The following is a 21,980-nucleotide window of genomic DNA, read 5'->3' on the forward strand; positions in this document are numbered from 1 at the left end:
TAGCACTTCCCGCCAGCTCCACCAATTCATAAAAAAGGCGTATTTACGCCTTTTTTTGTACCTGAAATTCAGTAAATTAAGGCCTTAGCAGCTCATCCCGCTTGGTTTTTAGTCGCATGGTTAGCTTGCATATACTCCATTAATGCAAACATACTCAAGGGTTTCGCAAAATGATAGCCCTGCATTGCCGTTGCGCCAATGCGTCTGGCAAAGCTCACCTGCTCGCTAGTTTCAAGGCCTTCCAAAGTACATGGCATATTTAAAGCAGAACATAACGAAATTACATTCTCTATGATAAGCGCCCTTCGCTTAGCGCTGTCGTCGTTAAGTGGAAAAGAGGGTAGCAAGGAGCGATCGATTTTTATCGCATCGTAAATATCTTCGGCAAGCTCAGATATGCATGAAAAGCCTGTACCGAAATCGTCTATCGACACTTTAAAACCAAGCAGCTTGAGCTTACTCAGCGTAACCCGCGCTCTTGAGTTTTGCAGCGTAGACTCGGTAATTTCGAGTACTAACTTTGATGAATCGATGTTATTAGCGTCGATGACCGCTTTAAACGCCTCCACTATCCCCTTCTTTTGCAGCTGCACTGCTGATAAATTAAGGTTAACTTTGATATCGTCGAAGCCCCAAGAATTCAGTGTTTTTAATGCTATACACGCTTCCGCTAGCATATGAAGACCAATTTCATGAATATGTTGCGTAAGCTCCGCAATAGGGATAAATTTTTCTGGGCTAACAGAGCCATAATTTGGAACGTGCCAGCGAGCCAATGCCTCCAACGACAAAACCTTGCCGTTGGTGTCTACTATTGGTTGAAAATAAGCACATATTTCTTTAGTGGCTACTGCGTTATCTAACCCTTGCTGTATAAACAGTCTATGCTCTATATCTTTTGACAAGCTCTCGTCAAAATTAACCACGCTATTTTTTCCATTTCGCTTGGCAGAATACATGGCGATATCTGCATTTTTAAGTAATTCACCAGCCGTCATCGATTCTGAAGATACCGCCACGCCCAAACTAGCAGTTATTCTAAATTTGCCAATATTGGTTTGAAAAGGCTCAACAAATATCTCTATAAGCCGTTTAGAAATACCATCCAGTTCTTCTCGTAAAATTGAGCTGGTGACAATGATAAATTCGTCGCCACCAAACCTAATTATTTTGTCCTCTTCCCGTACTATGGCTCTCAGCCTAGCTACACAGCCTTTCAGTACCTCATCACCTACCTCGTGACCGTGTGAATCGTTGATCAGCTTAAATTCATCAATATCAATGAACACAATGGCACAAGGTTCATTTGAAGACGTGTAACTCTCTATGATCGTATTTAAATAATTACGATTGCCAGCACCTGTCAATGAGTCGGTATACGCTAATTGCTTAAGCTGGCTTTCAGAAGACTTCAACTTCGTTATATCTGTGAATATAGCCACAAAAAATTGTTTAGGACTATCTTGATATAAAGAGGTGACAGACATAATAAGGTGATGCCTAATGCCAAAGTCGTTCACCACGGTCACTTCTGCTCTTAAACCATCTGTTAACACATCTGGATGCACGTCGTCTTTCCTATCGCTAGGGAATACCGACATGACATTATGGTTAAGCACTTCTTCTTTCACCTTGCCCAGCATGCCACAAAAGGCATCGTTAGCTTTCATCACAATACCGCAATCGTCACACACTAAGACTCCTTCCTGAATCTCACTTATAATTTTATCTGCAATGCTCAGTTTAGTTTTAACAGACTCCATCGGTGAAACGTCTTGAATCGCGCCAATTTGAACCGCCCCCTCCAACATTGTGACATCAGACAATACGACTTCGTACCAACGTGTATCGCTTTCGTCAAGTTGAACTTGCAGCATGGTGCGATAGCTATTTTTCTTTTTTACGGCGGATTTAAGCTTAACTCTCTCCTCCTCTGGAAACAGGTTATAAAAACTTTCTAAGCTAAGGGAGTGCGGAAAATCCATTAACTCTTCAACGCCATTCACCACTACCGAATTTGATGCAACGTCGACTTCTAACACACCGAGCTTCGCCACACTTGACGCCATTGAGAATCGAGAGTTTGTGTTTCTAATATCATCTTCAATTCGCCTGCGTTCCAGAGCAACACGTATCGCCGTTTCAAGCGACGACCGTCCATAGGGTTTAATCAGATACCCGTACGGAGAGATGGTTAGCGCACTGGCTATAGTGTCATCGTCGCTGTAAGACGTGGTAAAAATTATGGGAATACCGTAAGAGCCTGTTATCGCCTGCCCTATTTCTATTCCCGTCTCTTCTCCACCTAAGTTAATATCAAGCAGGATGAGATCGGGTATTTCGTTTTCTACTAAAGAAAAAACCTTTTCAGCGGATTTGGCAATGCCTAGTACTCGCATACCCAACCCTTCAACGTATCTACTCGCATTCAATGCATCAATGGTTTGATCTTCAACGATAACTGCTGTCTTGCCTTTAAAGTTACTCATTGACGGCGCTCTCACCAACGTTTTCGTTTATGGTGTCTTGCAATACCTCAAAATCTACTGGCTTAGTCAGTACCTGAACGTTTTTTAACGCTGGAGGTAAGTCCATGCCCGCGCCATATCCCGTTATAAACATAAAGGGAATGTGCTTTTGCAAGATTTCCATTCCCAATTCAAAGGAGTTTTCGTTGCCTAGATGTACATCGAGAAAGACCATTTGTGGCTTATTATGGTCTAGCCCAGCCCTTGCAGAGGCTAAATCGCCGTAAATATCAACGTTTTCAAATCCCGCTCGTTTAAGCTTTTTCTGAAGGTCCAGTGATATAAGTAAATTATCTTCTACAATTACCGCCCTCACTAACCGTTGCCTATTTGGTTGCTTATGACGAGTTACAGAACTCGTATCTATATTGGCCGCTCCCTGGTTTTCGATAGACGGTACCTCGCCTTCTCCTTTCTCAACGTATTTTTTAGGAATGACAAATGAAGCCTGCAAACCTGTAATCTTAGGCTCTATCAACGCTTCACCACCAAGCTCATGAGGAATAACCGATTTAATCACCGTCATACCGAAACCATCGTCTTGCAGTTTGGTAATCGGCGGCCCGCCCCATTCTTGCCATTTTATCTCGCAATCTCCTGCCTTATTGTAATTCCAAGTAATTGACACGGAGCCATTGCTGCTGGTTGCGCTTAGCGCTCCGTACTTTGCAGCATTAGTTATAAGCTCATGAAAAACAAGTACTAAGGGCGTAACAGCGTAGGCGGTTAATTTTACGTTTGGCCCTTCAATCTTAAAAGCAGCCTCATTAACCATGTAGGCTTTCAGTTCATTTAACAGTAGTGTGGAAAAACTGATGCTATTCCAAGAAGAATGGGTTAGTTGGTCATGGCCTAGAGCAAGAGCGGTAATGCGAGAAGAAAGTGATACAACAAAGTCGTTTAAATCTGTCTTGCTTTGCGAGGTTTGCCCAATAATGGCGCTCACTAAGTTGAGAATGTTCCTCACTCTGTGGTTCAATTCGCCAATTAAGAGTTCGAGTCGTTCGTTGGCCTCTCGCTGTAACGCTTCTTTTTCGTGAAGATGCCGTATTGTCAGCTCCATGATGCCAAGTCGAATTGATTTAGCTCGCTCAATGTCCAGCGTTGTCCAAGATTTTGCTTTACCCCCATTGTATTCCACCCATTTTTCAAAGCTTGTGCGTGGGGTGAGCACTTTACGATCGCCAATTTGGGTAACGCTCTTTTCAGGATTGCCGGCCCAATTAACTTCCTGAGTGACAGAGGTTCTAAAAAGAAAGATGTAATCACAAGGAAGCTTAGAAATCTGCAGCGCTAATACACCAGCTACATGTTTGTCAGATAATCTGCTGTCTGTGGCAACTAAATGGTCGAGCTCATGAATCTCCGTATTTGGTAATTTCTGAAGCACTTCCACCAACATGTGAATTTTCTTTTCACTCAGCGACACCCCATTGTGCTTATAGTCACCATTAAATGCACAACCAATTCCGTCAATGTCGATAAGCTTTTTAATCAAATCTAGCTGCTCAACCGTTGAAAGCGTTAACGAATTACTGATAGACAGATTACTGAGCATCTTAGTAAACGAGGCATTCGCTTTCTCGCTAACGATAATCCGCTCCATCACCAATCTACGAGCTAGCTCTAGCGAAAATAATTCACTAAACAGCTCTAATTCCTCTAATACACGAGAGGACATCAGTTTTGCAGTATTGTGATGGCATGCTATTAGCCCCCACAATTTGCCGTCAACAATCAATGAGATTGACATCGATGCTGCAACACCCATATTTTTAAGATACTTAATGTGCACTTCTGAAACGGCGCGGGTTCTAGAAAACGAGAGATCCAATGGCTGTTTTATATCATGGACGCATTCGATAGGCACAGTAACGTCGTGAACATCTGTAATAACGCGAATGAGGTTCTTTTTATACAGCTCTCGGGCCTGTTTTGGAATATCTGAAGCGGGATAACGCAGCCCCATAAAAGGCTCCATATTGCTTTCTTTCATTTCAGCAATAACTTCACCGGCCCCGTCATCAAGAAAGTGATAAAGCATCACTCTATCAAACCCTGTTGCTACTTTTATTCCCGCAACCAAAGCGGCGTAAAGTTCGTCTAAGGTATCCGGCTCTGCTATCTGACTCATCATCGCGGCCAGAATATTGTCTTGTGCAGCGCGGTGATCTCTGTTTTCAAACTCTATAATTGAGGAACGACCACTTTGGTGTACGCTTACATCGAAGAGTGTGTCTGTTGAAGGAAGTGTGAAAGCATAAAGTCGAGTTGGTTTTTTGATTATCGAGGCTTGATGAAGTGCTCCTCGAATAGAATGACTTGCGTCTCTTCCCACAAGCTCCCAGAAAGAGGTGCCCAACAGTGCGTTATTGTCGATACCAGGGCCAAAATCTGCGTTTCTGGAAATGTGGGTAAATATGCCTTCTTTGTCTATTGCAGTTAAAAAACCAAAAGACTGTACTCGGCCGAGTTCATGAATAGGCTCTTTATCGCACTCGCTTTCCAAGTTGCTATTGCTTTGACGTTGTAAATCCATCGCTATTTACCTTGTATATGGGTTCTATTTATATCGCAACATCAAAGCGTATCGAGTTGCTTTCTACTCTATCTACGACATATATAAGTAATAGACTATGAAGTCATAAAATACTATACGTAATTCCTCAATCTAGACAAAAGGTGTACCTCATGTGCATACAATGTCATAAGTGTCATTAAATTCGATAAATCAATAATTTAAAGAGTGCTATTTTGTGAAAAATAGTGCTCTAAAATTGAAAGAACGCTGACTATCTCCCGGCAAGTGCTCAAATATCACTCAAACCTTATGCAAAACATCATTTAACTAAATGATAACATTTTATTTACATAGATTGATTTTACGTTAAGTTAGACATCTGTTTTCGTTCGCCGATATGTATTTCACATAACACGCAATATTGACGGACGTCTTATAAAAATAAACACAACAAGAGAACGTACTATGGAAACGTGCCCACTTTCATTTTTTAAACGAAAGCCACTTGCGCTTATGGTTGCAGCTACCCTCGGCCTGTCAGGCCATGTCGCCCACGCACAAGAATCAACTACCAACACACCGCAAGCTGAAGCACAAACCGATGACGATCTCTTTGAACAAATTCTGATAACTGCCTCAAAACGACAAACCGGACTGCAAGAAACGCCTATCGCTGTTACCGTCACTACCGGAGAAGATATAGCGCAAACGCAAGTATTGGATATTCAAGACTTACAGGCTCTAGTCCCTACCCTTCGCGTAACGCCGCTGCAGCGCTCATCTAATACAAATTTTTCAATTCGCGGATTTGGTAACGGTACAAATAACACAGGTATCGAACCCTCTGTGGGCGTTTTCATCGATGGCGTTTATCGCTCTAGAGCTGCTGCACAAATTGGTGATTTGCCTCGCCTAGAACAAGTTGAAGTATTGAGCGGGCCGCAAAGCACATTGTTTGGTAAAAACGCCTCTGCGGGTGTTATCAATGTAAGAACAGCCGGCCCTTCTTTTGTAGAAGAAGCCAAAGTAGAATTAGGTATTGGTAACTTTAACCAACGCCTATTAAGAGGTTATTACACTAACGGTATTACCGAAGAATTGGCGTTTAGCGTGTCTGGTGGTATTAATAAGCGAGACGGCTATACCGACAGTGTAGTTGGGCTTGATGATATGAATAACCGCGATAGGTGGAATGTTCGTGGTCAAGCGCTGTACGAGCCAACCGAAGATACACGAATTCGATTTATTGCAGATTACAGTGAAATTGATGAACGTTGCTGCACCGTGGCCGACGTTATTAATGGCCCAACAACCGCCGCTGTGCGGGCTCTCGGTGGAACCGTTCTTGATGTAGAAGACCAGTTTGAATTTAAATCAGCGCTTAACCAAAACTCTACTAATACCGTTGAAGATGGCGGTATCTCTGTTCAAATAGACGTGGATTATGATTCTTTTACCCTCACATCAATTACCGCGTTTCGAAAAAATACGAGCAGCTACGACTCTGATGTAGATTACACCTCACTGGATATTCTCACCGAAGCGGGTAACACTGATATAGAAACATTTACTCAAGAATTTAGGTTAACCTCTACTGGCGATAATGAATTCGATTGGATGGTAGGCGGATTTTACTTCTCAGAAGAAGTGGATACTGGCGATGTACTTGACTATGGAGATGGCACACGTCCGTTTTTTAACATTCTTGGCTTACAACCTCTCCTAGAGACTGCTGAAGATTTATATGCCCAACCAAGAAACGCCTTTTTTGCCGCTGACAATTTCCTCGCTACTGACTTTTTGCAAGAAAACGATGCTTTCAGCTTATTTGCTACCTTCGATTATGATTTAAGTGACCAACTTACGGCAACCGTAGGCATTTCTTACACCGACGATGAAAAAGACGTATCGGTTGCTCAAGTTCACAATGAGACGTTAGCTGCTATTGATTTTGATACCGATCCTACTGTGTTCGGTGTGCCTCTCGCGTTTATTCCAGATTTACAGCCGTTTGTGCCTACGTTAAAAAGCGTTCAGTTCCTTCCACCGCAGCTTATCTTTCCTAATGAAGTGGAGGCAGGAAGTACAAGCGACAGCAAAACCACATGGAATGTGCGTCTAGCCTATGAAATTAATCGAAATTTCAATGTATTTGCCTCTGCGGCAACGGGTTTTAAAGCCTCTTCGTGGAACCTATCTCGAGATACTCGTCCTTTTCCTAGCGATCAACAAGCACTTGAAACTGCGAACTTAACGCGAGCAAATCAAAGCTACGGCACACGCTACGCAGGGGCTGAGGAGTCTACGGTTTACGAGCTTGGTGTTAAGGCTAGATTTAAACGGGGCGCCTTTAACGTCACATTATTCGACCAAACCATTGAAGGGTTTCAATCGAGTATTTTCGTAGGTACGGGCTTTGTTTTGGCGAATGCGGGAGAACAGTCCACCAAAGGTATAGAGTTTGACTCTACGTATAACCTAACCGATGAACTGGTATTTTCATTTGGCGGAACCATTCTCGACCCAGTGTACGACTCTTTTGTTGGAGCAAACGGCGTAGATGGCCCAGTGGATTTATCAGGAACGCAACCTGCAGGCATACACGAACGCAGCTTCGTTGCGGGGCTTACCTATAACTTCGAATTAGGTAACGGCATGTATGGTTTTGTGCGCTCAGACTACCTTTTTGAAAGTGAGGCACGACTTGTAGAGAACGTTCCAGCTGAACTCACTCGAGAGGTAGGTACATTAAACGCGAGTGCGGGCTTAACTATGGATAACGGTTTAAGCTTCAAAGTATGGGTACGGAATTTAAACAACGATGAGTATTTCTTGTCTGCATTTCCACCACCGATTCAAGCAGGCAGCTACAGTGCTTACCCTAATCAGCCGCGCACATTCGGTGCCACCGTGTCTTATGAGTTTTAAGCTCTAACAGACAACAAAGCCCGCTTTTGAAGTGTTTTAGCTTCTCAAAGCGGGCTTTTTTATTTTTTATTTCTATTAAAGATCGCTTTAATTCAACAATGTACTGAGCGGCACTAAGCGCAAACACGTCCCCTTCCCGTCGATTTTGCTCGGTAAAGCGCCTTGTCAGCCTTATCAATTAATTCAATGCAGTTACCATCACAATTATCTGCTTGAGTAGCAATGCCAATACTCACCGTTAACACACCATCGAGCGGCGATGCTTCGTGCTTAATACCCAACCCCTTAACACCCCCAATAATGCGATTGGCTACTTCCTTCGCTCTGTCGGTGGTTGTAGCAGGTAGGATAACAGCAAACTCCTCTCCGCCGTAGCGGGCGACTAAGTCATCTGTACCCACACAACTGTTTACTAGTGTTTGAGCAACTTTCTGAAGCACATTGTCACCGGCAACATGACCATATTGGTCGTTGTATAGTTTGAAAAAATCCACATCGATAAGCAAAAGAGAAAGAGAGTCTTGCTTTCGGCAACTTTGAGCTAAGTCTTTATCTAAAGTGCTGTTGAATAGGCGTCTGTTTGCTATGCCCGTTAATCCGTCAATATTGGCTAATTTTTGCAGTTGTTTATTCGCCTCTATGAGCTCTAACTGCATGGTATGAATAGCTTTACGGTTATAGATGTTTTGCAACGTGTTGCCTAACATATCTCCTATTCGCTGTAGATATTCAATATCTGAAGGGCTCCATGTGTAAGGACTTCCGGTGATGTCACAACCTATAAAGCCGTGAGTTTTACCATTTGCTATAATTCGCGAGCACAAGATAGAACATATATTTTCTTTCTGAAATTCTTCTCGTTCTACTATTGCTGAATCGGGAATGTTACCTACGTCGTCTATTTTGAATAGGCCCTGCTTGATGTGGTACATGAGGTATGGCATTTCACTTGTCGGCATACTTTGTAATTGGTCGATATAAGGTGTAACACCAGCAGCAACCCACTCATGAGTATTAGACATAAGCTGCAAATTGTCAGTAAACTCGAACAAGTAACAGCGATCCACATCACAAAATTCACCAAAAGCAGCGAGACTTTGAGAAATAATAATATCTAAATCGTTAGCACTGGCGTTAATGAGTTTTGAAGAGAATTTTGTCAGAAGTTGGTTGAATTCTATATGACGCTTTGCCCCGGCTCTTTCACTGTTGATTTCCATTAAGTGATTATTCGCTTCAATATGAAATACTAACCATTCAGTATCATCATTTTTGATCACAGAACCTGTGATAAAACAAAGTAAACCGCGTTCACTTGTTTTTAAGCGAACCCACGTGCTTGCGAAGCCGCTTTTTTCAATCTTTTGGAAGGGACACTCTTCACCAATGAGCTCTCTTTTCGTAAGGGGATCGTAAAAACGAAAGACAGTGGGTTTCGCCCTATAGTCTTTACCCGCAGCAAAGCCGAAAAGCTTCAATAATGCAGCATTTAGGCAATAACTGGTTTCTCCTCTACGTTTGAACATAAGAGGCGCGGGAAGTTGCTGAAGCAATGTAGTCCTTTTATTACTCTGCAATCTTTACCTCTCGTTTCTAAAACATTGGAAACTGAAATGATTTTAAGGAGTGTTAACAAAACCACGCCATATTACTAAGCCACAGCGCTCGTAGCATATTGATTCGAACTGCCTTAGTTTGAATGGTTTTATCTGTTTACCAATACGAATTCTACAAAAAGACTCTGTATAAGCATAAAGTATAGCAACCATTTTAAATCAGGGATCACTTTCTTATGGCCGATACATCATCGGTCGAAGAGAAAAACGGCTGTCGAAGCAGTGATAATAGCGTTGCATTACCTTTTGTGGCTGGAACATCTCTTTGCCCTATTGGCAAACTTTCGTCGCTTTCATGCGCGCGAGCCTTAAAGCTATTAAAGACCTTATCCCACCATGAAACGCTAAAGCCAAAGTTACTATTAGATTCTTCTTTCACTTGGCTGTGATGAATTCGGTGTAATCGTTGGGTAATGATAAATTTCGATAATCTATCATCCCACTGTTGAGGCAGCCGAATATTGGCATGATTAAATAGCGCAAAACCATTTAAGGCGACTTCAAAAATGATGATGGCTAGCACGGGTAAACCAAAAGCCACAACGGCTGCTGCTTTTATACCTAAGCTAATAACTATTTCTATTGGGTGAAAACGCAGCCCCGTTGTGGTGTCTACATGGCTATCAGCGTGATGCATTTTGTGAACACGCCACAATAGTGGCACCGTATGAAACAATCGATGCTGCCAATAAATGACGATATCGAGTATTAGCACGCCCACAGTAACGGCCACAGTACTCACTAAGTCACTTTCCCCTACAGAAAGCATATTGAGCAGACCGTAGCCTCTTTCGCTTGCCCAAAACGATATACCTACGAGCGATGCAGGAATAATCAGACGAGAGAGCACAGCGCCAAAAATAACCATAGAGAGATTACCAACCCATCGTTCTTTGCGAGACAGAATGGATTTCCGCGCGGGTATGCATGCCTCTAGCACTGCCATGATACAGAAAACCGATATAAATACGGAAAGTCGAACCACTGATACCGTATCCATTAATGAATCTCTGCTTGGTATGCGCAGGAAGTTTTGTTTACGCTAAAGAAATTAACGAGCATATTTGCTGGCCCATTACCAAATTTCACTTTTTAGACCTCACTCAATTCGCTTCAATTCTGTTAACCCTACTCAATAAGGCTCAATCATCCAATTTCTGACGGTTTGAAAAAGACTTTTCTACCCGTTTAAGTGTAGCAAACCCGCCGCCTATTCTTGTTACTATGGTAATGAAACAGGCTGCGGCAAAGCAGTAGGCTATAATAGGAAAGTAGTTAGGCCAGATACAAAACGCTAAAAAGACAGCTATCGTCTCGGTGCCTTCGGTTAGCCCTTGCATGTAATAAAAGCTTTTATTCGCAAACTGTGGGCGGTCGATATTGAATTTCTCTGCCGCTACTGCGAATGCAAGAAAGCTGCTTCCCGTGCCAATAAAGGTGGCCAACAATACCACGGCAGGTATCCCCCATTCACTGGGGTTAGCAATGCCAAACGCTAATGGGATTGAGGCATAAAACAAAAAATCTAGACAGATATCTAAATAGCCACCAGCACTGCTACTGCTTTTTTGATATCTAGCAAGCTCGCCGTCGATACCATCACACACTCTATTGAGTATGATGAAGCCAAGGGCCCCTAGCCACCAGTTAAGAATTATTAAAGGCACGGCTATCAAACCAACAATAAACCCTGCGAGAGTAACGTGATTGGGCGTGATACCGCGCTTGTCTAACCCAACAACGATGGGCCTTAGCAGCGGCTTGATAAGCGGGGTGATTTTGGCATCTAACATGATAGTAACTCAACAATTTGACCACCCGCTGAAACAGCATCGGCATTGTCATGAGTAACGAGTAGTGCGGGTATATTGCGCTCGCGCAACTGAGTAAATGTCCATTCACGAATTTGCTCTCGCAGCGCTGTGTCTAATTTACTGAAAGGCTCATCAAGTAATACCGCCTGCGGCTCCGCAGCTAGCGTACGTAAAAGGGAAATACGACTTTGCTGACCGCCAGAGAGTGAAGTTACCGCCCTATGTTGCATGCCGCCAAGCTCTACGGCCTCAAGAAGGGTAGCCGCTGCTTCTCGCTTTTTGTTTATTGATTGATACTTGCCACTAGGCATAGCGAACATAATGTTTTGCTCTACCGTCATGTGCTCGAACAAAAGTGCATCTTGAAACATAACGCCAACACCGCGCCGATGTGGCGACTTACTGGCTAGATCTGTTCCATCTATTAAAATGGAACCCGAGAACGAAAAAGGCGTGTTAAGATGCCCTGCTATTACCTGAAGCAGCGTTGACTTACCCGACCCACTTGGCCCCATTACCGTTAAAATTTCACCATCTTTAACGGTGACATCAAGGGAAAGTAGTAAAGCGCTCCCTTTAAAAATCTTAAGCTCTTTGAGTGTCAGTGCCATTTACGCTCTCTTTTCTGTTGGATAGATCATACGCTTCTTACACTTTTGCCTGTGCTAGATTTATTCGTGCTTGTTATGTTTGTGCTAGGTTTGAAGAGAACGTTCGATAGCCACCATGCCAAACCAAACCCACACAATGGCATTACAGCTTGTATAACCACATAAGCCGCACTTAATCTTGCGCTGCTTCCCGCAGCTAACGCCACTGCCTCTGTGGTAACTGTAGAAATTGCCCCGCCAGTGGTGAGTAACGTAGGAAGGTACTGGCTGAAGCTAATTGCCAACCCTAAGGCGAAGGCGACCAGAATTGGCCCAATAAGCAGCGGAATTTTTACTAAAAAGAACACTTTCATTGGTGATGTGCCAAGGCTTAACGCCACCATTTCATAACGGTTATCAAACTTTCGGTACGCAACAGCCAGTGATAGGTACACATAAGGAATAACGTAAACCATGTGCGCCACATACACATGAAACCAAACGGCATCTTTTAAAATAAGCTGCTGAAACCACACTAAGCCATACAGAAAGGCTACCCCAGGCACTAACAGAGGTAAAAATAAGGCGGTAGAAAGTAGCAGCGAAGCCCGTGTCTTTGCAGCATTCAATGGTTCGCTCTCAAGCGTAAGTAACACTAATACTAATGCACTGAAGCTTACGCTAACACCTAATAACAAGGTATTCGATAAGGGCGTTAACACCGCGTCAAACACAGTGTTCCAGTGAAGCATGGTGAGGTCAGCCGGTATAATGTTAGGAAACGTCCATTGCTTTGCAAACGAGTACGCAATCAGTGTGTAAACCGCGCTAACTACTAGCACCACGTACACTACCAACAGTAAATAGGCTGTAGCGCTAATTGCTTTATCGGTAGCCTGTCGCTTCCCGCGCTGCAGCCATTTTTTACCATAAAAGGTGAAGCCCTTCTCGACTGCCAACATCGCAAAAACAGCAAACACAGCGATACCCACCTGAACCACCGCGGCAGAAGAGGCCTGCAAACGCATAGATAAATCAATATGATTAAACCAATGCAGTATCGCTACAGCTAGGGTACTAGGATCATTGGGCCCAAGTATGAGCGGAATCTCTACGTTTGAAACCGCAAAAACCAATACAGCTAAAAGGGGCAGTCGTATTTGTGGAAACACTATTGGCAGCACTAATTTGAAGAAAATAGCGATAGGTGAGTATCCAAGAGCGGTACCTGCTTTAAAGTAACCGTTGATTTTCTCCTGTATCAGCGGCTGTGACATCACACTTATTGCCATAAGAAGAATGAACGGAATTTCTTTTAACACTAACGCTAATATAATGCTGATGCCGTAACTATCGAAAAGGAAAACACCTTCATTTGCAGAGGCAATGGCGCTGCTATCAAACGTAAAAAGCCGGGCAAAGAACCCCGAGGGACTCAGTAAGAATACGAGTGCTATTGCTGCACCGGCGTGTGGCAGTACCAAGAAAGGGCTTAGTACTATCTGTAATCGAGAGAGCATTCGCGAGCGATAAAATACAGACAGCAACACAAACGCAAATAGCGCTGCAGTCACCGTCGCCGCCACGCCGGTGAAAAGCGAAAGCCATATCATGGTGTGAATGTCTGCAACATCAAGTAATGCGGCAAACACGCTAAGATCAAATTGATTTGCGCCAATGGCCGGAAAGTAACCCATGGCAGGCAAGAAAACCCCAACAACGCCAGCCACCACGGGAATAATCAGTAAGCAAAGTAATAACCACTTCGCACCAACGGTAACGCGATTGAAACTGCCTTGAGGTGCTATGTTAACCATCAATATCTCGCCCCGTATCGCTCTTCCCAGGCCTTTCTCAGTGCATCGGTCCAGCTTGCGTGAGGCTCTGCATACAAGGGCGTTGACTGAGACTTATCAATTGCTGAAGGATGAGACTGCTGGGTTTCATACATGCTTTTTTGCGATGCGGATAACACGCTAGCATCAAGTACAGTGTCATCTCCCCATACCTGTAAACGTTGTTTTTTTGCTTGAGCCTCGGGGGATAAAAGAAAATCGACTACCGTTTTTGCCGCCGCTTGATTAGGCGAATTAAACGTTAGCCCTATAAAATGGACATTTGCCAAACTACCGTCTGACATTGCAAAAGTACGCACATCCCGCGGTAAATCAAAACGCTCCACCGCACTTGGTATTTCTGCAGCGGTAAACGAAAAGGCCAGCGAAAGTTCACCGCTGCCAATTAATCGCTGTAGCTGAGATGCTTGTCGTACCATGTATTCGCCATTACGCCACATTGTGGGATGTAGCGCATCAAGGTACGTCCATAACGAAGGAGTAATCTTCTCTAGGGCATTTTGGGTTACGGGGCTATAAAATAGCGATTGGTTTGACGAATTAAGTGCAATAGCAGCGTACTTGATAAAGCTTATACCTAAATAGTCTGTTACCACTGGATAGGTAAACCGACCAGGCTGCTGTTGACTGAACTGCAAAAGGGCCTGAAGAGTCTGGGGTACTGGCTCATTGAGTGAATCAAAGTGCGCTTTGCGGTAGTAAAACACCATAGATGCTTTACCCCACGGCGCTTCCATTCCTAACGTTGGCTCACCAAAGTCTGTCACCATTGCCGAGTTATTACTTGGGTTTGTTAACGCAAAGTTTGCAATATCACTTACCCACCCCGTTGCCAGCAACGCATTCTTTTTCATAGCAGCGAAGTTTTCACCATTGATCCAAATAAGATCGACACTGCCATTATTTAAATTACCCGCAGCTTTTTCTGCTAATACTCTTGAAACCGCGTCGCTGGTATCGGCAAGCTTCACGTGCTTTAACCTAATACCGTGTTTGCGCTCAACCCTATCGGCAGCCCACTTAAGGTAACTATTTACCTGCGCACTGCCGCCCCATGCGTGAAATCGCACAACGGGGTTGGGATCAGTTTTGGGGTTAGTCTCGGGATTAGTGTTCGCATCAGTATTGGGATTAGCACCTGGGCCTGTAATAGTAATAGCAATGTCATTGCCATCTACAGACGGCTCAGCATAAGCACTACCTGCGATAATTAACATCGTTAGGCATGCTAACCGGATGCATGCCAAACGGCCGAGAGCCATGATTGCATCGCAAGTGTTTTTAGCGCCGCACAACAATAAGAGAAAACACATACTTCTCATTATGACTAATTTTTCACTGCCGCATTTGTGTCGTTCAGCGACCAGTCGTATTCTAGGTAATCAACATCAGCTTTACCGCTTTCAATTAAATCAACTTGAGCACTGCTTAGCGCCATCGCGTCTTTATAAAAAAGGATAAATTCAGACACCGACTGAGTGCCCTTCCAGTTTTTTTCAAAGTCGCCTTTATACCATGAGAAAATTTTTGATAAATAGAGTGTCTCGTTTTCTATCTTGTTGCGGGAACTATCGCTTAAAAAACGCTTCGTTTGCATATCGAGTTGAGCGTCTAATCGCTCGCCCACATAGGCCTCTTCTCGCAACGCAGGGCAGCCAACGCTTGCACAGTTAACAGCAAAATGGATACGTGGCTCGCTGTATTTATTGTCCCCTCTTATTAAATTGTGCTCTATATCGTCAAGGGAGCGGGATTTACCGAGAAGCGGCGCTATCTCTTTGTCCCAAGGAGAGGAAAAAAAGCTGCCTAAGTCTCGAATAGATTCAAGTTCAGGATATTCGGTAAGAATTAAATCGATGGTATAGGCGTTATACGCATTTATAAGAAATGCTAGCTGCGTATTCTGATCCCACGAGTCGAAAGTACGAGACGGCACTGCGGCGAGTTGGTTAAGGTAACTGCTTAATTGGTTTTGATCACGCTTAAACCCTTTATAGTCAACTTGAGTACTGGCTCCACCGTCGATAGTCACCACATGTTTGCCTAGCAGAGCGTTGTATTTCTCATGTAATTTGCTGTCTGCCAATGCGTTTAGCGAAAACACGAATAACGCGCAGCCTATAGCTGCGCCTGTGCTTATTCTCTTCAGCATTTTCATAAGTGCATTTTCACGTATTTTTTTAGGTGCCCTTCTAGTTGTTAATTTAGGTACTAGTTTAGGTGCACTGTTATAAAAGCCACTCTCAGCGGTAGGTGAGAACATACCGAACTTCACGTTACTCAATTGCATGATTAGCCCCTGCGCCATGTGTGAAACTTCTCAACAAAGCTTAATAGCTTTTCAGGTTGATTCGCGCGCTTCCAATTACCGGCAGCGTACTTAGCGCCTTCAGCCCACGTTGGATAGGTATGAATGGTGCCTAAAATTTTGTTTAGCCCCAATCCGTGCTTCATGGCGATAACAAACTCTGCCAGTAAGTCTCCAGCGTGTTCAGACACCACCGTTACCCCTAAAATTTTGTCTTTGCCAGGCGGTGTAAGTACCTTAATAAATCCTTTGCGGGCGCTTTCTGTCACCGCTCTGTCTAATTCTGCAAACTCGTATCGCGTCACTTCTACGTCAATGTCTTGCTCCACGGCGTCTCGTTCACTTAAGCCAACTCTCGCTACTTCAGGGTCGATGAACGTTGTCCAAGGAATAACGCTGTAATCCACTTTGAATTTTTTAAACGTTCCAAATAACGCATTGACCGCTGCAAACCAAGCTTGATGCGCGGCAACATGGGTAAATTGATACGGCCCTACTACATCTCCTGCAGCATAGATGTTCGGCATGAGTGTTTGCAGGTACTCATCGGTTTCAATCGTTCTGTCAAACTGAATACCCAGCTTCTCAAGGCCAAAGCCATTGAGGCGCGCTTTACGCCCTACTGCAATAATAACTTCGTCATAGGCAACGTCGATTTCATTGCCATCTTTAGCAACCACCAACACTTTGTCATCACCACGGGTTTCAAATCGCAATGCATCATGCTGTGTTAATACGTTAACGTTACTCTCTGTGAGCACAGATTCCACATAGTCGGCCACATCCGTATCTTCACGCCCCATTAAACGCGGAGCACGCTCTACCTGAGTAACCTCACTGCCCAATCGGGCAAAGGCCTGCGCAAGTTCACAACCTATAGGGCCGCCCCCAAGCACGATTAATCGCTTAGGTGCATCGTCTAATTCGGCAAACTTAGTCCACAGGGTGTCTGAAGTAACGTATCCGCTTTCCTCGATGCCAGGAAGCTCTGGAATAAACGGGCTAGCGCCAGTAGCAACAACAATATTTTTGGTGGTTAAGCGCTTTACTTCGCCTTCATTGGTTTTAATTTCTACGGTCCATGGGTCGATGATGGTTGCATAGCCTTTTACCACATCCACACCTAGCTCTGTGTAGCGCTCTACACTGTCGTTAGGGGCGATGGTTGCGATAACTTCATGCACCCTTTTCATTACCTTTTTAAACGACATAGACGGTGAAACAGGGTTTAGCCCGTAATCATCGGCATGGCGCATTTGATTAGCGACTTTGGCCGTTTTTATTATTGCTTTACTTGGCACACAGCCATAGTTAAGACAATCTCCACCCATCTCGCCTGCTTCGATAAGCGTTACTTTCGCTTTAACCGCTGCAGCAATGTAGCTAGTCACCAGACCGCCAGCGCCTGCACCGATAACCACTAAGTTTCTGTCGAAGGTTTTGGGTTTGGTATAGCCTTTGTAAACGCGACGACGGTTAACAATGGCCACAATCCCTTTCGCAATCCAAGGAAATATACCCAGCAGAACAAAAGAGAAAAGTAGCTCAGGCGATAAAATGCCCGAAAGACTATCAATCTGCGCTAACTGGGTACCTGCATTAACGTAAACAACCGTACCGGCAAGCATGCCTACTTGGCTTACCCAGTAAAATGTCCAGGTTTTGATAGACGTTAAGCCCATCAATAAATTGATTAAAAAGAATGGAAATACCGGCACTAACCTAAGGGTAAACAAATAGAATGGCCCTTGCTTTTCAACGCCCTCATCAATTTTCTTCAGCTTCTCTTTAAACTTATTACGTACCGTGTCCCGCAAAATGAACCGGGCAACTAAAAAGGCCAGTGTTGCGCCTAAACTAGACGCAAACGACACAATAATGAGGCCTTGGAACAAGCCAAATAACGCGCCAGCGGCTAAAGTGAGAATAGCCGCTCCGGGTAACGACAGCGCCGTTACCGCTACATAAATCGCAAAGAAAATCGCGACGCTTAACACCGGGTTTTCAGATATTTGAGTTTTGAACGTATCTAGCGAGCCTTTCATTCCCTCTAGCGTCAAATACGTGTTTAGGTCAAAATAGAAAAACCCAACGACAGCAGCTGCAATGACGGCAAGCAACGCGACTTTCTTAAACATTTTTATTCCTTATGTGCGCTTAAAACGCATACTGCATAGTTAACTGAACATGACGGGGTACGTTTGGCATAACAAGGGTTGCACCAAAAAAACCGCCTTCAAACAGTGGTTGCCAGTTGTCCTGATCAGTCACATTTATAACGTCAGCACGAACACGTAATTGTTCATTAATGCGATAGTCCGCATTTAAGTCAAGGGAATACTGGTCGCGAATGTTTACCGTTTGCAAGAAATCTAATGGGAACGACTTGGTGTAAAGAGCGCTAGCGCCTACTGCGAAATCATCGGTTAACTGCCATCCTGTATTCAGTGACACCATTTGACGAGGTATCCCCTGCACTCGACTATCCGAAGGGGCAAACGCCGCAAACGATGGTGAGCCAACGCCTGTGCCGTTAATAATATCTGGTCGACTGTTATCGAAGGCATCAATCACTTGTGACGTTCCTTGAAAGGCTGCTGAGTCATCAAAGCGGGCGTCTAAGTAGCTATACGCTGCGTTCACCCACACATCATTGTGTTGGTAAAACACTTGGAACTCTGCACCTTGTGTTTTAACGCCACTATTGCTGCCATCGCGGTTACGCAAACTCCGGGTTTGGTCAAACACCGATGCCTCTGCATACCATTCGCTGCTAGGTGAATATTTTACACCCACTTCATACAGCGTATTTTCAGTGGCGAAATTCAGCGGGTTAATCTCGTTATTTCCGCCCAGTACCGTACCACCACCCATGCTATTTGAGGTGGCATCGTTTTCGGAAAATGCAGCGTAAAGATTTATCGCGTTGGTAAGCTTGTAAACCGCACTTAGCTGATAACTACTTAAGGTATCGCTGTAGGTATCAGAGGCTGCTTCAACGCCCTCTGGCGATAATGGATCTCGCGCCTCAACGTCGTAGTAATCAATTCGCACACCGGCAATAGTGGTTAAATTATCAGTCCACTTTGATTGCTGCTGCACCGCTATGCCGGTTTGCCACGTAGTTGAGTCTGTGGTGTCAGATAAATTGAAATCGCCGGCTCCGTCACCGTTTAGGTCATATTGAGCACCAGGCGAGACAAATACGCCTGGGCGCAACTGCACTAAACGGGCTTTTTGTGCATCAGTAAGGGGAATTACGCGGTTTGAAAGCGGGCCTGTCAAGTCGATAGGGTTATCGGCTTCAGTGGTAAATTGGCTGTAGCCCAACACATCGTTATAGCGAATTGATAATCCAACCGTTGTGGTTTGCGAGTCAGACCACTGATAATCAACCTCAGTTCTATTTTCGAAGGTATCAGCACCATCGATTATTTCGACAAAGCTGTTTTGCGCCACTTCTTCGCGCTCTAAATATTGATAATACGATAAGTTGCGAATAGTGATGTTGTCAGCGTATTGATAGTCGATGCTGCTACGCACCACGGTGGTGGTTGCACCATTAATATCATCAGGGTTGGTAAATACACGATTACGTGGAATAACAACCTCACCGGTGGGTGAAATTATTGCGCCTGCACCAGGTACCGTGCTGCCGTTAGGCTGAACGCCCTGACCGGTAATGTACAAGCCATCATCGATTAACGATTGAGTGGGTCTGTTAATACCCGCGTTGTCCGGATAATCGGTATCGTAGTATTCAGCACTAATATCCCAAGTTAGCGCATCACTTGGGGTATAGCGATAGGCAGCGAAGAGATTAACGCTGTCTCGCTCTGCAAAATCGTAAAAGCTGCCGTGATCGAGGTATTCTGCGCTTATGCGAAAGCCGCTTTTGCCTTCTTCAATAGCCGTATTAACATCGACCTGTCCAGAGTATTGCTCCCAACGGCCGGCGCGAAGTGTCACCTTACCTTGCGTCCCTTGTGTTGAGGCGGCTTTAGTTTGCAAATTAACAAACCCGCCGTTTCGCTGTGTACTACCAAATAATACAGGAGACGGGCCTTTAACCACGTCGACTTGTTCTACGCCATTGAAAGACAGCGGCAGTCCGAAACCATTGTTACCGGCCTGACGACGAATACCGTCTTGGAACAATTCACCTAGCTGGCCTCTTATGCTTGGTAAGCTTGGTGTACCAAAACCACTTGATGCATAGGCATTGGGAGCAGCTTTGACAATGTCGTGTAAATCATTAATGTTGAATGCTTCTAGTGCCTCGCTAGACAAGGATGTTACTGAACGGGGTGTTTCTGCCGCCGACATTCCGGCGCCAAAGATACCTTTTAACTGATTGTCACCCGGATTTAAATTGCCAAGTGAAGACGCATTTCCTTTCACTTCGACAACTTCAATATCCCGTTCTTGGGTTTGTTGTGCTTGCACGCCTTGGCTAACTGCAAGAGCCAAGGTACTGATGGCGAGGCCTACTAGGTTATTCATGTATTTTTCCGTTTTTTAATATTATGTGACAAGACCGATACGTTATTAAAAAAATTTCAGCGCATTTTTTATTTTTTGAAATTTTTTGTTCTCGACCCCGTTCTTTATTAACCACATTTATCTCATAACCAATTGGAGACCTTTATGGGTCAATCAGCTACACATTCACACCTTTCTGCGCAATCAGATGTTATTACTACTCGACTACCTTGGGCGCTACTGGCGCTGCGAGTCACTGTGTTTATCGTGATGTTCGTGTGGACACTCGATAAATTTGTAAACCCTGCCCACGGCATGGCTATCTTTGAAAAGTTCTACGGTATTGGCGGTGTGCCAGAAATGGCAGTATACATTATGGGCCTATTTCAGCTTGCGCTTGTTTTTGCTTTTCTTGGCGGCGTGGCTAAGCGATATACCTATGGGCTTATCTTCTTACTTCACGGTGGCTCAACGCTGTCGTCATTCCCGCAGTATATTGATGCGTTCAGTCATTTGCTCTTTTTTGCCGCTTGGCCAATGTGGGGCGCGTGCTTTGCACTGTATATTCTTCGCGAAGCAGACACTAAATTCACCCTATCTAAAAAGTAGCCTTAAACACTGAAGCGCCAACACAGTAAGCTAGCCCACTGGACTAAATGCCAGGCCAAATGCGGGGCTAGCATACTGAGCTAAATAGACGAGCTTGTATGCTGAGCTAACAATCCGAGTCAGCATTGCGATCTCAATAGACGAGCTAACGCGCTATTTGGCAGCAGCATATAGCTGCTGCCATTCATTATCTATTACCGGCATCACCGATAAACGCCCGCCTTTGGTTACCAATGGTATTTCTGTAATATTTGGCATCGCTTTTATTTCAGAAAGAGGAAGCACACGGTTAAACGACTCTACGTGCTTTACGTCTACGCAGTACCACCTAGGCTTGTCAGTGGTTGCCTTAATATCGTAGTAGTTGGACTCGGGGTTAAATTGACTAACATCTGGATAGCCTGCTTTCACAACTTCGGCCACTCCCGCGATACCCACCGTTTTGCAACTCGAGTGATAAATAAATACTAAGTCGCCTAGCTTTATACTGTCGCGAAGAAAGTTTCTCGCTTGATAGTTTCTTATACCATCCCAGGGTTCAGTTTGGTTTGGCCGTTGTGCTAAATCATCAATAGAAAAAGCGTCGGGCTCGGTTTTAAACAACCAGTAAGCCATAGCGGTATCTTCATTTTTCTTATTCACATTCCCTTAAGTATACAAAGAGCGTTTATTGAATGACAGCGCTAAACCCCTTCGCAACAATATTGCTATTGTTGAACTGGCGAAGT

The 21,980-nt window shown here is 44.3% G+C and carries 14 protein-coding genes; 2 read left to right on the top strand and 12 right to left on the bottom strand.

Going from position 1 to position 21,980, the window contains the following annotated elements; all coding sequences use genetic code 11:
- Positions 1-92 precede the first annotated feature (92 nt).
- Entirely contained in the window at positions 93-2,489 is a 2,397-nt protein-coding gene (locus tag O9X84_RS10025) for an EAL domain-containing protein (protein ID WP_269519606.1), read from the bottom strand.
- Complete coding sequence (locus O9X84_RS10030) at positions 2,482-5,067, bottom strand: HWE histidine kinase domain-containing protein (protein WP_269519607.1); 2,586 nt, start codon at positions 5,065-5,067, stop codon at positions 2,482-2,484. Before O9X84_RS10030 ends, O9X84_RS10025 begins: the two co-directional genes overlap by 8 nt.
- Positions 5,068-5,514: 447 nt before the next feature.
- Here O9X84_RS10030 and O9X84_RS10035 point away from each other — a divergent pair, with 447 nt between their 5' ends.
- Positions 5,515-7,977, top strand: a complete 2,463-nt coding sequence (locus O9X84_RS10035; protein WP_269519608.1) for a TonB-dependent receptor — start codon at positions 5,515-5,517, stop codon at positions 7,975-7,977.
- A gap of 113 nt (positions 7,978-8,090) precedes the next feature.
- On the opposite strand, the gene O9X84_RS10040 is transcribed toward O9X84_RS10035, so the two are convergent.
- The 9 genes from O9X84_RS10040 to O9X84_RS10080 all read right to left on the bottom strand — a co-directional run bounded on the left by O9X84_RS10040 (position 8,091) and on the right by O9X84_RS10080 (position 20,664).
- Complete coding sequence (locus O9X84_RS10040) at positions 8,091-9,554, bottom strand: sensor domain-containing diguanylate cyclase (RefSeq protein ID WP_269519609.1); 1,464 nt, start codon at positions 9,552-9,554, stop codon at positions 8,091-8,093.
- 205 nt (positions 9,555-9,759) lie between these two features.
- Positions 9,760-10,593 carry a sterol desaturase family protein gene (locus tag O9X84_RS10045; protein ID WP_269519610.1) on the bottom strand — a complete coding sequence of 278 codons (834 nt, stop codon included), beginning with the start codon at positions 10,591-10,593 and terminating at the stop codon, positions 9,760-9,762.
- A gap of 142 nt (positions 10,594-10,735) precedes the next feature.
- Complete coding sequence (locus tag O9X84_RS10050; protein ID WP_269519612.1) at positions 10,736-11,386, bottom strand: CDP-alcohol phosphatidyltransferase family protein; 651 nt, start codon at positions 11,384-11,386, stop codon at positions 10,736-10,738.
- Positions 11,380-12,018, bottom strand: coding sequence for an ATP-binding cassette domain-containing protein (locus tag O9X84_RS10055; protein WP_269519614.1), 639 nt, complete (start codon positions 12,016-12,018; stop codon positions 11,380-11,382). The genes O9X84_RS10050 and O9X84_RS10055 overlap by 7 nt, the downstream gene beginning before the upstream one ends.
- A gap of 26 nt (positions 12,019-12,044) precedes the next feature.
- Positions 12,045-13,814 (bottom strand): ABC transporter permease, encoded by a 1,770-nt coding sequence (locus O9X84_RS10060; RefSeq protein ID WP_269519615.1) that lies wholly within the window; start codon positions 13,812-13,814, stop codon positions 12,045-12,047.
- On the bottom strand, positions 13,814-15,070 hold the full coding sequence (locus tag O9X84_RS10065) for an ABC transporter substrate-binding protein (protein ID WP_269519616.1): 1,257 nt from the start codon (positions 15,068-15,070) through the stop codon (positions 13,814-13,816). Before O9X84_RS10065 ends, O9X84_RS10060 begins: the two co-directional genes overlap by 1 nt.
- Before the next feature lie 110 nt (positions 15,071-15,180).
- Positions 15,181-16,011, bottom strand: a complete 831-nt coding sequence (locus tag O9X84_RS10070; RefSeq protein ID WP_442864525.1) for a DUF547 domain-containing protein — start codon at positions 16,009-16,011, stop codon at positions 15,181-15,183.
- A 134-nt stretch (positions 16,012-16,145) separates the two neighbouring features.
- Positions 16,146-18,299, bottom strand: coding sequence for an FAD-dependent oxidoreductase (locus O9X84_RS10075; protein WP_269519618.1), 2,154 nt, complete (start codon positions 18,297-18,299; stop codon positions 16,146-16,148).
- A gap of 19 nt (positions 18,300-18,318) precedes the next feature.
- Positions 18,319-20,664 (bottom strand): TonB-dependent receptor, encoded by a 2,346-nt coding sequence (locus tag O9X84_RS10080; protein ID WP_269519619.1) that lies wholly within the window; start codon positions 20,662-20,664, stop codon positions 18,319-18,321.
- Positions 20,665-20,808: 144 nt separating this feature from the next.
- Between O9X84_RS10080 and O9X84_RS10085 the strand changes: the two genes are divergently transcribed.
- Positions 20,809-21,252, top strand: a complete 444-nt coding sequence (locus O9X84_RS10085) for a hypothetical protein (RefSeq protein ID WP_032096550.1) — start codon at positions 20,809-20,811, stop codon at positions 21,250-21,252.
- A 153-nt stretch (positions 21,253-21,405) separates the two neighbouring features.
- On the opposite strand, the gene O9X84_RS10090 is transcribed toward O9X84_RS10085, so the two are convergent.
- Positions 21,406-21,867 carry an EVE domain-containing protein gene (locus O9X84_RS10090; protein WP_269519655.1) on the bottom strand — a complete coding sequence of 154 codons (462 nt, stop codon included), beginning with the start codon at positions 21,865-21,867 and terminating at the stop codon, positions 21,406-21,408.
- Between the last annotated feature and the right edge of the window lie 113 nt (positions 21,868-21,980).

It is taken from the genome of Alteromonas sp. BMJM2 (assembly GCF_027257845.1).
In the GTDB taxonomy this organism is placed as follows: Bacteria; Pseudomonadota; Gammaproteobacteria; order Enterobacterales; family Alteromonadaceae; genus Alteromonas.

Excerpts from the sequence above, each read along its gene's own strand:
- O9X84_RS10025 (WP_269519606.1), bottom strand. The coding sequence starts at position 2,489 with ATGAGTAACTTTAAAGGCAAGACAGCAGTTATCGTTGAAGATCAAACC.
- O9X84_RS10030 (WP_269519607.1), bottom strand. The coding sequence starts at position 5,067 with ATGGATTTACAACGTCAAAGCAATAGCAACTTGGAAAGCGAGTGCGAT.
- O9X84_RS10035 (WP_269519608.1), top strand. The coding sequence starts at position 5,515 with ATGGAAACGTGCCCACTTTCATTTTTTAAACGAAAGCCACTTGCGCTT.
- O9X84_RS10045 (WP_269519610.1), bottom strand. The coding sequence starts at position 10,593 with ATGGATACGGTATCAGTGGTTCGACTTTCCGTATTTATATCGGTTTTC.
- O9X84_RS10050 (WP_269519612.1), bottom strand. The coding sequence starts at position 11,386 with ATGTTAGATGCCAAAATCACCCCGCTTATCAAGCCGCTGCTAAGGCCC.
- O9X84_RS10055 (WP_269519614.1), bottom strand. The coding sequence starts at position 12,018 with ATGGCACTGACACTCAAAGAGCTTAAGATTTTTAAAGGGAGCGCTTTA.
- O9X84_RS10060 (WP_269519615.1), bottom strand. The coding sequence starts at position 13,814 with ATGGTTAACATAGCACCTCAAGGCAGTTTCAATCGCGTTACCGTTGGT.
- O9X84_RS10065 (WP_269519616.1), bottom strand. The coding sequence starts at position 15,070 with ATGTTAATTATCGCAGGTAGTGCTTATGCTGAGCCGTCTGTAGATGGC.
- O9X84_RS10070 (WP_442864525.1), bottom strand. The coding sequence starts at position 16,011 with ATGAAAATGCTGAAGAGAATAAGCACAGGCGCAGCTATAGGCTGCGCG.
- O9X84_RS10075 (WP_269519618.1), bottom strand. The coding sequence starts at position 18,299 with ATGTTTAAGAAAGTCGCGTTGCTTGCCGTCATTGCAGCTGCTGTCGTT.
- O9X84_RS10080 (WP_269519619.1), bottom strand. The coding sequence starts at position 20,664 with ATGAATAACCTAGTAGGCCTCGCCATCAGTACCTTGGCTCTTGCAGTT.
- O9X84_RS10085 (WP_032096550.1), top strand. The coding sequence starts at position 20,809 with ATGGGTCAATCAGCTACACATTCACACCTTTCTGCGCAATCAGATGTT.
- O9X84_RS10090 (WP_269519655.1), bottom strand. The coding sequence starts at position 21,867 with ATGGCTTACTGGTTGTTTAAAACCGAGCCCGACGCTTTTTCTATTGAT.